The sequence below is a fragment of the Streptomyces sp. NPDC055239 genome (genome assembly GCF_053606205.1).
Genome location: NZ_JBSGRD010000004.1, coordinates 341,273 through 354,228, shown reverse-complemented (window position 1 = coordinate 354,228; position 12,956 = coordinate 341,273). Strand labels below are relative to the sequence as shown.

The following is a 12,956-nucleotide window of genomic DNA, read 5'->3' as shown; positions in this document are numbered from 1 at the left end:
GCGGTCGGTTCGCGTGTGGCTCAGTGCTCCGTCGAGGCCAGCAGGCGCAAGGCGTCCAAGGCTATCCGGGCCCCACGGTCGACTCCGTCGGCCACCACGTCGCGGTGCGGGTTGTAGCCACCGGTGGCCTCCTCGTCGACGAGTTCGTCGGCGTTGGCGCCGTCGACGACGAGCGCGCCGCCCGCCGTGAGGCCGTGCGTGGACGCGAAGACGTACAGCGCGGAGAGCTCCATCTCGATGGCCGCGATCCCGGCGGCCGCGTAGGCCTCGCCGGGCAGCGGCAGGAAGCCCGGCTGGAACGCGGCCCGCGTCCACACCACACCCCGGTGGTACGGGGCATCGGCCGCGCGGGCCGCACGCTGGAGCGCGATGACCGCCTCGGGAGTCGCGAACGCCGGGTACTCGGCGGGGATCAGCTGCTGCGTCACGCCGTCGTCGCGTACCGCCGCGTCCGCGATGACCAGGTCGCCGTCGCGGATGCCGGGGCGGATCGCGCCCGCCGTGCCGAGCCGCAGGAGGGTGGTGACGCCCGCCTCCGCCAGCTCCTGGAAGAGCAGGATCGCGCCGGGGGCGCCGACGCCGTGCGAGGCGACGACGACCGGGGTGCCCTGCCAGGTGCCGGTGAAGGTGCGGTACTCGCGGTGGTACGACACCTCCTTCGCGTCGTCCAGGAGATCGGCGACGGCGCCGGCGCGCGCCGGGTCGCCGACGACGACCGCGCGGGTGGGCAGGCCGGTGCGGGGGACGCGGGTGATGGGCAGCGCGTCGTTGAGTGTGCGGGCGTCGGTCGTGTCGGTCGTCATGAAGGTGCTCCTACCAGGGGCGTCTTGCGGCGGCGCCTGCGCGCCGTGGACAGGAAGAGGGCGGCCAGGGTCACCACGTACGGGGCGGCGTCGGTCGCCTGCTGCGGCATGCCGAGCCCCTGGAGACGGAAGCCGACGGCCTCCGCGATGCCGAAGAGCAGCCCGGCGAGCAGGACGCCGAGCGGCAGGGCGCGGCCCAGCATCACGGCCACCACGGCGATCCAACCACGCCCGGCCGTCATGTTCTCGGAGAACAACGTGACGTTGCCGAGAGCGAGTTGGGCGCCCGCCAGACCGCACAGGACACCGGACGTCAGGACGGCGGCGTACTGGTACTTCGCCGGGCTCACCCCCAGCGTCGCCGCCGCGTCGGGCGCCTCGCCGACGCCGCGCAGGCGAAGGCCCCAGGGATGGCGGGCGAGGAAGACCGCAGCCACGGCGACGGCGGCCCACGAGAGGTACACGAGCGCGGAGTGCCCGGACAGGACCGCCCCGACGAACGGGATGTCGATGCCGTCGAGCCCGGCGAGACCCGGATCGGAGAAGGTGCCCTGCACGCCGAAGACCGTACGCAGCAGGAACCCCGTCAGGCCGACCGCGAGGAGGTTGAGCGCGACGCCCAGGACGACGGCGTCCCCGCGCAGCGAGATCGTCCCGACGGCCAGGATCATCGAGTACGCAGCCGACGCGAGGGCGGCGAACACGACACCGAGCCAGGCGCTCCCGGTGAACCAGCTGCCCGCGACGCCGCTGAAGCAGCCGATCAGCATCATGCCTTCGAGGCCGATGTTGAAGACGCCCGCGCGCTCGCAGATCGCGCCGCCGAGTGCGGCGAGGAGGATCGGGGTGAGGGCGAGGAGCGCCGAGTGGAACAGCGCGGAGTCGATGCTCATCGCACGCTCACTTCCTTCGTTTCGTCGGGCAGCTCCGCGGGCTTCTTCCTGGCCCGCCGCCACGTCAGGTTCAGCCGGGCCGCCAGGAAGACGATGACGACGGCTTGCAGGACCTGGGTCAGCTCGCGCGGCACCTCGGTGGTCCGCTCCATGGCGAGCCCGCCCACTTCGAGCGCCGCGAAGAACAGGGCGGCGACGGCGGTCCCGACGGGCGCGGCGGCGGCAAGGAGCGCGGCCGTGAGGCCGGTCCAGGTGTGCCCGGCCGCGGTCAGCGAACCGTCGATGAAGCGGTAGGGGAAGCTGAGCACGCCGATGGCGCCCACCAGTCCCGCGACGGCGCCGGAGAGCGCCATGAGCCGCAGCGTGAGCCGTGGCCTGTCGACCCCCGCGTAGGCGGCGAAGCGCGGATTGAGCCCCGTCATGCGGATCTCGTAGCCGGAGGCGGTACGGGCGTCGGCGAACATGAAGACGGCCGCCGCGACCGCCACGAGGAGCAGTCCGACGGTGACGGTCGACGACCCGAACGCGGGCAGCTCGACCCCGTCCGGAAGGCGCCGGGTCTGCGGAAGGCTCGACCCCTCCTCCTTGAGCGGGAAACGCGCGAGGTAGGAGGCGAAGGACATCGCCGGGTACCCGAGCAGCAGGCTGCTGACGAGCAGCGGCACCCCGAACCGGTTCTGGCACACGGCGGCGAGCGCTGCGTAGACGGCGCCCGCCGCCATCCCCGCGAGCAGTGAGGCGACGACGGTCAGCGGCGCGGGCAACGGCGAGTAGAGCCCGGTGGCGGCGGCGGCGATGCCGCCGAGCACCAACTGCCCGTCCCCGCCGAGGTTGAGAAGCCCCGCCCGCATGGGGATCGCGAGCGCGACGGCGAGGCCGATGATGCTGGTCCCGGTGGTGAGCGTGGACCCGATGCCGTCGGGCCCGAGCGCGCCACTGACGACAGAGCCGTACGCCCCGAAGGGATCGGCGCCGGTCCCGATCAGGAAGAGCGCGCCGACGAGGACGGCGGCGGCGACGGAGTGGAGAGCGGGGGAGCGGAGGCTCCGGCCGCCGAGGGAGCGGATCGTGGCACCCATGTCAGGGGGCCTCCTTCACGGGGGCGGGGCCGCTCTCGCGGGGAGGCGGGACCGTCGCTTCGGTGCTGCCGGCGGTGCTGTCGTCGCCGGTGCCGCCCGCCATCGCGAGGCCAAGGGTGCGCTCGTCCGCGTCGGCGCGGGCGAACTCCGCGGCCACCCGGCCCTCGTACATCACGAGAACACGATCCGAAAGGCCCCGGATCTCGCTCAGTTCGGCGGAGACCATGAGGACCGCGTGGCCCGCGTCGCGGTGGGCGATCAGTTGGTCGTGGATCGTCTGGATGGCGCCGATGTCGACACCCCGGGTGGGCTGCTCGACGATCAACAGGGGGGATTCATGGGCGAGTTCACGGCCGATCACCAGCTTCTGCAGGTTGCCGCCCGAAAGGGAGCCCGCCGTGTGGCGGGACGAGGCCGCCTTGATGCCGAAGCGGTCGATCAGCACGCGCGCGTGGTCACGGAACCAGGCGGGGCGCAGGAGGCCGTGCCCCCGGTGGTGGCCCATCGCCAGGTTCTCGGCGATCGTCGCGCCCGGCGCCGTACCGACCGCCACGCGGTCCTCGGGGACGTACGAGAGACCCGCCGCGCGGCGCCCCGCGGCCGAGGAGTCCGTGATGTCCTGGCCGGAGAGCGTGACCCGGCCGCCGGAGACCGGGCGCAACCCGGCGATCGCCTCGACGAGTTCACTCTGACCGTTGCCCGCCACCCCGGCGATGCCCACGATCTCGCCCGCCCGGACGGACAGCGTCACCTGGCGCACCGCGTCCGTCGAAACGGCGTCGACCGAAAGGACCTCGCCGCCCGGCGCACCCGTCGGATGCACGCGGTCGAGCTCCACCGCGCGCCCGGTCATCGCCGCGGCGATCCCGTCCGCGCTGGTGTCGGCGGTCCGCATCCGCGCCGCGACCCGGCCGTCCCTCAGTACGGTCACGGCGTCGCTGCCCTCGATCACCTCACGCAGCTTGTGCGTGACGAGGAGGACCGTGCGCCCGTCGTCGGCCAGGGAGCGAAGGACGCCGAACAGGGCGTCGGCCTCCGCCGGGGTCAGGACGGCGGTCGGCTCGTCGAGGATCAGCGTACGAGCGCCGCGGTAGAGGAGTTTGAGGATCTCCACGCGCTGGCGCACGCCCACCGGCAGGTCCCCGACCTTCGCCGCCGGGTCCACCGCGAGCCCGTGCTCCTGTGCGAGCGCACCCACCCGCCGCACGGCCTCCCTCCGGTCCGTCAGACCGAAGCGGCGCGGCTCGGCGGCGTACACGACGTTCTCGGCGACCGTGAAGGACGGGAACAGCTTGAAGCTCTGGTGCACCATGCCGAGGCCCGCCGCGATCGCCTCGCTCGGACTCGCGAACGTCACCTCGCGCCCGTCGAGCAGGATCTGCCCGGCGTCCGGCCGCTGAAGACCGTAGAGCACGGACATCAGCGTCGACTTGCCGGCGCCGTTCTCGCCCATCAGGGCGTGGATCTCACCGCGCGCGACGGTCAGGTCCACCCGGTCGTTGGCGAGGGTGCCAGGGAACTCCTTCGTGATGCACCGCAGTTCGACCGCAGGGGCGCCGGTGTCGGCCTCAGGCGGCCGGGTCATTGACCTTCAGCTTCCCCGCGATGATGTCGTCCCGCAGCGACTCGACGCGCTTCAGGACATCCTTGTGGTCGGCGATCAGGCACTTGGAGTCCGCGAGCCCGGGCTCGAGACCGGTGAGCGACATACCGCCCTCCTTGAGGCCGTACGACACCGTGGTGCCGCCCTTGCCCTTCAGGATCTGCGCGATGCCCTTCTCGACGGCGACATCGGTCTTCTTCAGTACGTTGTCGACGACGACCCCCGGGCTCGTGAGGCACTGGTTCGCGTCGACGCCGTACGCCTCGAAGCCCTTGGCCTTCGCGGCCTGGAAGACACCGGTGTTGCCGCCCGCGGCGGCCGCCATCACCTGGTCGGCCCCGCCCGAACCGAGCGTCGAACCCTGGTCCTTGGCACGCGCCGCGTCACTGAACGGGGACTGCCCGCCGACGAAGAGCGTGCGGGACTTGGCGCCCTCCTCCACCTTCTTCGCACCGGCCGCGAACGGCTCGCTGTAGCGCCGGAACTGCACGGAGTCGAGGACGACGACGGCGCCCACCTTCTTGCTCTCGGTGAGCAGCCCGGCCTCGGCGCCCGCGAGGTACACCGCCTCGTGCTCGCGGAAGACCGCACAGGTGACGTTCTCGTACGTCTTCTTCGTGCACGCGTCGACGAGCAGGAACTGCTGGTCGGGATGGGCCTCGGCCTGCTGTGCCGCGATGTCGGCGAACTCGAACCCGACGAGTGTGATGACGTCGGGCGCGGAGTCAACGGCCGACTGCACGTTCTGCTGCCGCGAGGCCGGATCGCTGCTCTGGAAGACCTTCGGAGCCCCGCCGCCCTGCGCCTTCGCGGCCGACTTCACCCCGCTGACGGCCAGCTTGAGGAACTCGTTCTGGGCCACCGGATCGGGCGTGACGAGCGTGAACGCCTTGGCTCCGTCGGCTCCGCCGCCGTCCGAATCGCCCTTCTTCGCGGCGGCGTTGCAGCCGGTGGCGAGAAGGGCGGCGCCGACGGCGATCGAGGACAGCCGAAGGGACGTACGACGGGATACGCGAAGGGACATACGCGGAGACATACGCGGAGACATGGACATACGGGAGCGCCTTCTCGAAGGAGCCTGGTGGCCCAGGCGGTGGCGGGGAGTTCGGACGTGCGGGGCTGGAGAGCCGGAGAGAGCGGGGGCCGCTCAGCGACAGCGGCGACAACAGCGGCGACAGCGGCACATTCGGCGGCCGTCGGTCACGGCGGGGCAGCACATGGAGCCGGCGGTCCGCTGGGCTTTCATGGCCGTCCTCCTCGCACCGTGGGTCGATCCGTCCTGGGTGGCGGTGAGGGTAACACCGGATTTCGGACAGCTGCACGAACGTCTCGAAATATGGTTCGAGCAGGTCAGGTACGGTGACGGCACCCCTCCCCGCATGGCCGCAAACGCCCCTATTCTCCCGGAGTTGAGCAAGCACATGAGCAGCCAGGACCTGCGCGCCGTCACGTGGACGGCGGCGGTGGAGGGTGGCGTGCCGTCCCTCTCCCTCATCGACCAGACCGCGCTCCCGCACGCCTTGGAGCGTCTCGACGTCACGACCGTCGACCAGCTGATCGACGCGATCGTGCGCCTGGTGGTCCGTGGCGCCCCCGCTATCGGTGCGGCCGGCGGATACGGCGTCGCGCTCGCCGTGGCGCAGGCCGACCGCGAGGGCTGGGACCGCACCCGCCTCGACGCGGAGGTCGCGCGGGTGCGTGCGGCGCGGCCCACGGCAGTGAACCTCATGGTGTGCGTGGACCGGGTCGCCCCGCTCATCGACGCGGGTCTCTCCGCGGTGCTCGCGGAGGCGGACGCGATCGTGCGGGAGGACCTGGAAGCGAACCACGCGATGGGCGCGTTCGGGGCGGACTGGCTCCTGAAGCGCGTGTCCGTGGACCGGCCGCTGCGGATCCTCACCCACTGCAACACGGGTGCGCTCGCCACGGCGGGGTGGGGCACGGCGCTGGGCGTCATACGCGAACTGCACGGCCGCGGACACCTGGAGACCGTGTACGCCGATGAGACCCGCCCCCTGCTCCAGGGTGCGCGGCTCACCGCGTGGGAGCTGGCGCAGGAGGGGATACCGCACTTCGTCCAGGCGGACGGGGCGGCCGCGGGCACGATTCTGCGGGGTGAGGTGGACGCGGCGATCGTCGGCGCGGACCGGATCGCCGCGAACGGGGACACGGCGAACAAGGTGGGCACGGTGGGGATCGCGCTTGCGTGCGCGTACGCGGGGATCCCGTTCATGGTGGCCGCGCCCACGACGACCGTGGATCTCGCCACGGCGACGGGCTCTGACATCCACATCGAACTGCGGGGCGAGGAGGAGATCCTGGAGTGGGCCGGAGTCCGGACCGCTCCGGCAGGTTCACGGGGCCACAACCCCGCCTTCGACGTGACGCCGGGTTCTTTGGTGACGGGGCTTGTGACGGAGCGGGGTGTGCTGGAGGTGGGGGCGGGGGAGTTGCCGGGGGCGGGGCTGGGCTAGAGGCAGTTCGTTTCCCCGACCCGGGATAGCGCTGAGGTGAGCCCAAGAGCCGCCAGTTGTTGATCTTGAGGACGTGGCGGCTCCACTGCGCTGACGGCACCGGTGGTGATGACGAGCTGTTGGACGAAGTCGTCGCTCACGTGAAGGCAGCGTCGTGCCGTCCGGGACCTGAGAAACGACCACGGTCGGCCTCGTAGTAATCCGCGCTGTTGGGCCCCGCATCCCTGTGATGCGGGGCCCAACAGCGCAACCGAGCACGCAGGTTCACACGTGCTCACTCGTTGCCCACTGCCCAAGCTCACCTGTCGCGCAGGCGGAGGAGTTGGCATGAGGAGTTCGACGAGGCAGCGGTGGTCGCGAAATGATGTGGCGGCCCGTGGCAGAATCCCGCTTCTCCGAGCCGACTGAATTCCGGTGTCGGGGTCGGTCAGTCGTTGCGGAGCTTGCCGAACTCCTCGATCAGCACGGGATACTGCTCTTTGCCGTGTCCGGCGGCGATCGCCCGGTCTGCCATGGTCTTGAGCAACTTCGGCAGTTCGGCGTTCACTCCCACTGCCTCGCTCTCCTCGATCAGGTGCTCCATCGCCCGTGCGTCGGTCTCCAGGGCCGAGACCTCGGCGGGAAAGGAGCCGCTGTCGATCTGCTCGGCGTATCCAGGCAGCCATTCGGCCACACCGGCGGCGATCTGCCGCGCGAACGGTGCATACGTCGCGGCGTCGACGCCGGCCGTCCTGAGCATGGCCGTGCCCTGGAGCCAGGCGTTCAGGACGCTCCACATCATGGCCAGGCCGGCCACGTCGTACAGCGACGCAAGCCCATGGTCCGCCCCCAGGTAGGCGACGGTGCCGAGCGCGCCGAGTGCCGACTCGTGCGCCTCGAAGTCCGTCTGCGGCCCGCTGTGCAGAATCACCGCGTCGGCGGTGCCGATGGCCGATGGGATGGCCATGACGGCGCCGTCCAGGTAGCGGGTACCACGCTGCTCGGCCCATCGGGCGGCTTCCCTGGCCTGAGACGAGCTCCCCGAGGTCAGGTTGATCAACGTCGTGCCGTCCAGCTCGACTTCGTCCGCGCCGAGCAGCTCGTACAGGGCCGGGTAGTCGGTGACGCAGATGATCGTCAGCGAACCTGCCTTGAGCGCGTCGCCAATGGTCGGTGCCAGCCGTGCACCCTGGGCCACCAGTTGGTCGGCTTTGGAGGAGGTGCGATTCCATACGATGGTGGGATGCCCGGCTTTCAGGAACGCGCCGGCGAGCGCCTGGCCCATCAGGCCGAGTCCGATGATGGTCACGGGTGTTTCGGTGCTGTCGTTCATGACAGCATCGTCAACGTTGATACCGGTATGAAGGTCAAGTGAGGTAGCGATGCGGATCGGGGAACTGAGTCGTCGGACGGGAGTCCACACTCATCAGCTGCGTTACTACGGAGCCCAGGGGCTGCTGGAGGCGGACCGCGGCGCCAACGGATATCGCGAGTACGACGAGAACGCCGTACTGCGCGTGAAGCAGATCCGGCACTTGCTCGGTGCCGGTCTGTCTTCCGAGGACATCGCGTACGTGCTGCCATGTGCGCTCGGAGAGGCCCCGGAGCTGCCCGGATGTCCCGAGTTGCTGGCCGCGATGCGGTCACGGCTGCAGCGACTGAACGATCAGATGGCCACCCTCGCTCAGTCTCACGATGCTCTTGCCACCTACATCGATGCGGCCGAGCGAACGGGCCGCGAGAGCTACCCGCCCTTTGACGGTGCGGACCTGGGTCCCGCCCCGGACCCCGTACAAGATGCCCTCAATCGCCGGACGGGCTGAAACCCTTCAGCCTCTCCGGCGTTTGAGGACGAACGCGGCGGAGCCGGGGAAGGGGCGGGGTTGGGGAAAGCCCCGCAGGGCTAGCCCCGCGTCAGCTCAAGCTCCAGCAACCACTCCACGACCTCCGTGCGATGCCGCGCCTCCCGAGCATCGGCCCCCCACACATACAGCCCGTGTCCGGCGACAACCACCGCCGGCATCCCCGGCGAAAGCGCCGCCTCGAGACGGTCCCCCAGGACACCCATGTCCTGGCTGTTCTCGATCACCGGCAACGTCACAGCGACCTCGTGCGTCGCGTGCCCGAGCCCCTTCAGCATCTCCAGATCGCGGAAGGGAATCCCCCCGGGCAGGCGGTGCCCCATGGCCACCGACGCCACGGTGTGGACGTGCACCACGGCCCCGGCCCCGGTGAGCGCGGCGACCCGCGCATGCAGCGCCGCCTCCGCCGAAGGCCGCCCCGCGCCCAGCGCCGCACCGGACGCGTCCGTCAACACCACGTCCGCAGAGGTGAGTTCACCCTTGTCCCGCCCGCTCGCCGTCACCGCGAGCTGTAGCGGCGTACGCGAGAGGACCACGGACAGGTTCCCGGACGTACCCCTCATCCACCCGAACGAAGCGAACCGCGCGGCCTCGGCAGCGAGGACGGCGCCCGCCTCCTCCAGGTCAAGATCAGCAGTGGTCTCACTCATCGAACGCTCCTCGCAACGCTGATCTCATCGAAGGCCGAAACCTCCGCATGCCCGCCGACCCCGTCGGCGAAGTACGGCTCCCCGGCCCGCCGCACACCCACGGCCAGCCACCCGGCGTCCCGCGCCGCGTCAAGCTCCCCGAGCCGGTCGGAGAGGAAGAGCGTGCGGCCCGGATCCACCCCGACAGCGGCCGAAATCGCGCGGTAGGACCCCGGCTCCTGCTTCGGGCCCGCGTTCTCGGTGTCGTAGAAACCGCTCACGAGCTCCATCAAGGAACCCTCGGGCGAGTACGTGAACCACGCCCGCTGCGCCCCGACGGACCCGGACGAGTACACGTAAAGGCGTATCCCGTCCGCCGCCCAGCCGCGCAGCACGTCGATCACCTCGGGGTAGAAGTGCGAGACCAACTCGCCCCGCGCGAAGCCCTCCGCCCAGAGGATGCCCTGGAGCGTCTTCAGGGGCGTCGCCTTGCGGTCGGCGTCGACCCATTCGCCCAGGATCTTCTCCACACGCCCGGCGTCCGCGTCCGGCTCACCGGCCAGTTCCCGCACCTGGGCGACGGCCCGCGCCACCTCCGGCTCCTCGCCCCGCGAGTCGAGCAGCGTCCCGAAGCGCTCGCGCGCGTAGGGGTACAGCACATCCACCACGAACCCCGTCGCGCTCGTGGTGCCCTCGATGTCGAGCACCACAGCGTCCACGGCGTTCACGGCTGTTCCCGAACCCGAAGTCACGCGGCGTATCCCGCGTGAATCGCGTCGAAGTCCGGGAAGCGGTCCGCGATCGGGCTGCCCGTGAACGTGCCGATCCAGCCGTCCTCCTCGTGGAAGAAGCGGATCGCCGTGAACGCGGGCGACGTGCCCATGTCGAACCAGTGCGTCGTGCCGCGCGGCACCCCGAGCAGATCGCCCTTCTCGCAGTAGACCGCGTGCACTTCGCCGGCCACGTGCAGATAGAAGATCCCGGCGCCCGCGACGAAGAACCGCACCTCGTCATCGTCGTCGTGCGTGTGCTCGGCGAGGAACTTCTGCCGGGCCGCCTTCGCCTTCGCGGGCCACTCGGGGTCGTCGCTGGGGTGCAGCGCGACCACGTCGACCGTCTGGAAGCCCTCCTCGGCGTTGAGCTTGTCGATCTCCGCGCGGTACGCGGCGAAGACGGTGTCGCTGTCAGCGTCGGCGGGTACGTCCTCGCGCACCGGCCACTGCTCGTAGCGCACGCCGACGGGGGCGAGCGCGGCGGCGATCTCGGCCGGGTCCGCGGTGCGGCGTACGACGGTCTCGGTGCCGGACTCCGGCCAGGTCGTCAGGAGGGTCATGGCTCGCTCCAGAAGGGGACAAGGTGGGTACGGGGGGATGGTAACTCGCAGGTCAGCAGACGTCAGCCGTGCTTACTCGCCGTCCCACAGCGTGGACGGCGCAGCCCTGCGGACCACCGGCGCGACCTCCTCGGCGAACCGCTCAAGCGTCTCGATCTGCTCGCCGCGCTCCAGACCGAAGCCGTCCACGGTGATGGACTGCAGGTCGTGCCCGTACACCTCGTGGTAGCCGAGGATCTTGTCGATGATCTGCTGCGGCGAGCCGATGAGCTGGGGCCCGTCGGCGATCGCGTCCTCGATGGTGCGGAAGGGAGTGTTGTAGCCCGCCTTCCCCTCCAGATGCGGCTTGAAGGTCTGGCGCACCTTCGCCTCGTACAGCTCGCCGTAGCGCGAGACCGCCTGCTCCGCCGAGTCCGCGATGAGCAGCCCGCCGGAGCCCGCCGCCACCCGGGCCCGCGCCGGATCGTGCCCGTACTCCTCGAACCGCTCGCGGTAGTGCGTGATCAGCTTCGCGTACGCGGCACGCGGCTGAATGGCGTTGGCGGTGAAGAGCGGATCCCCGTGCTTGGCTGCCAGATCGGGGGAGTTGAGGGACGTCGCCGAGCCGTGCCAGATGCGCGGCAGGCCCGCGTACGGGCGCGGCACCGTCGTCACGTCCTTCAGGGCGGGCCTGAACTCGCCCTCCCAGTCGACGTTCTCCTCGCCCCACAGACGGCGGAGCAGTTCGTACTTCTCCTTCTGCAGATCCCACTGCCGCTCCTCGTCGAGCCCGAAGAGATCGAAGTGACCGGCCTCCGCGCCCTTGCCGATCACCAACTCGATCCTGCCGCGCGAGATCTGATCGAGCGTCGCGTAGTCCTCGGCCACCCGGACCGGGTCGAGGATCGCCACGACGGTGACGCCGGTCAAGAGTTTGATCCGGTTGGTCCGTGCGGCGAGCGCGCCGAGCACGACCGTCGGACTCGACGACAGGAAGGCGCCCGCGTGCCGCTCTCCCACGGCGTACGCGTCGTATCCGAGCCGCTCGGCGGCCACGCCGACCTCGATCACGTCATCCAACCGGTCGGCGGACGTGGGGAGGTGGCCGGTCAGCGGGTGCGGGGCATGACCGATGATCGACAGGACCTGGAACTTCATGGTGCCCTCTTTCGTGACGTGATGTGTGCCGCCGGGGGGGATCAGCCCTGCTTCTGCCAGGCCTGCGCGAGCAACTCGTACGACCGCACCCGGTCCGCGTGGTCGTGCGTGATGGTGGTGATGAGCAACTCATCCGCACCAGTGGCCTGTTGGAGTTCTGCCAGGCCTGCCGTCACCGTCTCGGGGCTGCCCACGAACTGCGTGTCGACGCGGTCGGCGACCAACTCGCGCTCCTCCCGCGTCCATTCGAGGCGGTCCGCTTCCTCCGGCGTGGGGAACTTGATCGCACCCTCCGCCCTGCGGATGGACCGCACCCATGGCGCGTACCCGGCCGCGAGCCGCCGCGCCGAGGCGTCGTCGGGCCCGACCACGGCGTCGGCGGACACCAGGACATAGGGAGCGGAGAGCGTCGCCGACGGCCGGAACGCGGCGCGGTAGGCATCCACCGCCTCGGTCACCGTGCCCGGACTGACGTGGTAGTTCGCCCCGAACGGCAGCCCCCGCGCACCCGCCACCTCGGCGCTCTCGCCCGCGCTGCTGCCCAGGACCCACACGTCGACGTCGGCACCATCGCCCGGTATCGCGTGCGCCTCGGTGCCGTCGTCGCCACGGTACGTACCGCCGAAGAGCGCCAGGATGTCACCGACCTGCTCGTCGTACGCCGGAGTCCGCGCGCCGGGCTGCTGGAGCAGCTTGAACTGGAGTTGGAAGCGCGGGGACTGCAGCAGCCGTGCGAGACCCGCCGGGACCGCCGACCCCGTGGGACGCGGGCGCCCGGACCTGCCGAGCCCCAGATCGATCCGCCCCGGATACAGCGCGTCCAGAATCCCGAACTGCTCCACGACCGACAGCGGAGTCTGGTGCCCGAGCAGCACCGCGCCTGAGCCCACCCGGATCTCCCGCGTCGCCTGCGCCACCGCCTGGATCACCAGGGCGGGCGCCGAACCCGCGACACCGGGGTTGAGGTGGTGCTCGGCCAGCCAGTAGCGGCGGTAGCCGAACTCCTCGGCCGCGCGGGCCAGTTCGACGGTGTTGCGCAGCGCCGTCGGAGCGTTTGAACCGGAGGTGACGGGGACCAGATCGAGTACTGAAAGAGGAACCGGAGGCATCCTCCTACTCTCCCCGTGCCGTATTGCACGCGTATGTACGCGGTGTGGCGGCCCC

Annotated in this window: 13 protein-coding genes; 2 read left to right on the top strand and 11 right to left on the bottom strand. The window is 70.7% G+C overall.

Features of this window, described 5'->3' with window-relative positions:
* Window positions 1–20: 20 nt before the first annotated feature.
* The 5 genes from ACWFRJ_RS17085 to ACWFRJ_RS17065 are packed head-to-tail and all read right to left on the bottom strand — an operon-like array spanning window position 21 to window position 5,402.
* Entirely contained in the window at window positions 21–803 is a 783-nt protein-coding gene (locus ACWFRJ_RS17085) for a nucleoside phosphorylase (protein WP_453530541.1), read from the bottom strand.
* Entirely contained in the window at window positions 800–1,696 is an 897-nt protein-coding gene (locus tag ACWFRJ_RS17080; protein ID WP_453530538.1) for an ABC transporter permease, read from the bottom strand. The genes ACWFRJ_RS17085 and ACWFRJ_RS17080 overlap by 4 nt, the downstream gene beginning before the upstream one ends.
* Window positions 1,693–2,775 (bottom strand): ABC transporter permease, encoded by a 1,083-nt coding sequence (locus ACWFRJ_RS17075; RefSeq protein WP_453530535.1) that lies wholly within the window; start codon window positions 2,773–2,775, stop codon window positions 1,693–1,695. Before ACWFRJ_RS17075 ends, ACWFRJ_RS17080 begins: the two co-directional genes overlap by 4 nt.
* A gap of 1 nt (window position 2,776) precedes the next feature.
* A complete protein-coding gene (locus tag ACWFRJ_RS17070) occupies window positions 2,777–4,360 on the bottom strand; it encodes an ABC transporter ATP-binding protein (RefSeq protein ID WP_453530532.1) in 1,584 nt (527 codons plus the stop codon).
* Window positions 4,344–5,402 (bottom strand): BMP family ABC transporter substrate-binding protein, encoded by a 1,059-nt coding sequence (locus tag ACWFRJ_RS17065; protein WP_453530529.1) that lies wholly within the window; start codon window positions 5,400–5,402, stop codon window positions 4,344–4,346. The genes ACWFRJ_RS17070 and ACWFRJ_RS17065 overlap by 17 nt, the downstream gene beginning before the upstream one ends.
* 397 nt (window positions 5,403–5,799) lie before the next feature.
* Here ACWFRJ_RS17065 and mtnA point away from each other — a divergent pair, with 397 nt between their 5' ends.
* Window positions 5,800–6,852, top strand: a complete 1,053-nt coding sequence (mtnA, locus tag ACWFRJ_RS17060) for an S-methyl-5-thioribose-1-phosphate isomerase (RefSeq protein ID WP_453531179.1) — start codon at window positions 5,800–5,802, stop codon at window positions 6,850–6,852.
* 427 nt (window positions 6,853–7,279) lie between these two features.
* Here the strand turns inward: mtnA and ACWFRJ_RS17055 are convergent, their stop codons facing one another.
* Window positions 7,280–8,164: an NAD(P)-dependent oxidoreductase gene (locus ACWFRJ_RS17055; RefSeq protein ID WP_453530526.1), complete on the bottom strand. Its 885-nt coding sequence runs from the start codon at window positions 8,162–8,164 to the stop codon at window positions 7,280–7,282.
* Between the two features lie 49 nt (window positions 8,165–8,213).
* Here ACWFRJ_RS17055 and ACWFRJ_RS17050 point away from each other — a divergent pair, with 49 nt between their 5' ends.
* The gene (locus ACWFRJ_RS17050) at window positions 8,214–8,654 is read left to right on the top strand and encodes a MerR family transcriptional regulator (RefSeq protein WP_453530523.1); all 441 of its coding nucleotides are present in this window, start codon (window positions 8,214–8,216) and stop codon (window positions 8,652–8,654) included.
* 80 nt (window positions 8,655–8,734) lie between these two features.
* Here ACWFRJ_RS17050 and mtnB read toward each other — a convergent pair whose 3' ends face one another.
* The 5 genes from mtnB to ACWFRJ_RS17025 form a co-directional block, all read right to left on the bottom strand.
* On the bottom strand, window positions 8,735–9,343 hold the full coding sequence (gene mtnB / locus ACWFRJ_RS17045) for a methylthioribulose 1-phosphate dehydratase (protein ID WP_453530520.1): 609 nt from the start codon (window positions 9,341–9,343) through the stop codon (window positions 8,735–8,737).
* Window positions 9,340–10,050 carry an acireductone synthase gene (mtnC, locus tag ACWFRJ_RS17040; protein ID WP_453530517.1) on the bottom strand — a complete coding sequence of 237 codons (711 nt, stop codon included), beginning with the start codon at window positions 10,048–10,050 and terminating at the stop codon, window positions 9,340–9,342. The genes mtnB and mtnC overlap by 4 nt, the downstream gene beginning before the upstream one ends.
* A gap of 20 nt (window positions 10,051–10,070) precedes the next feature.
* On the bottom strand, window positions 10,071–10,655 hold the full coding sequence (locus tag ACWFRJ_RS17035; protein ID WP_453530515.1) for a 1,2-dihydroxy-3-keto-5-methylthiopentene dioxygenase: 585 nt from the start codon (window positions 10,653–10,655) through the stop codon (window positions 10,071–10,073).
* A 72-nt stretch (window positions 10,656–10,727) separates the two neighbouring features.
* A complete protein-coding gene (locus ACWFRJ_RS17030; protein WP_453530512.1) occupies window positions 10,728–11,792 on the bottom strand; it encodes an LLM class flavin-dependent oxidoreductase in 1,065 nt (354 codons plus the stop codon).
* 41 nt (window positions 11,793–11,833) lie between these two features.
* Window positions 11,834–12,901 carry an LLM class flavin-dependent oxidoreductase gene (locus tag ACWFRJ_RS17025; protein WP_453530509.1) on the bottom strand — a complete coding sequence of 356 codons (1,068 nt, stop codon included), beginning with the start codon at window positions 12,899–12,901 and terminating at the stop codon, window positions 11,834–11,836.
* Between the last annotated feature and the right edge of the window lie 55 nt (window positions 12,902–12,956).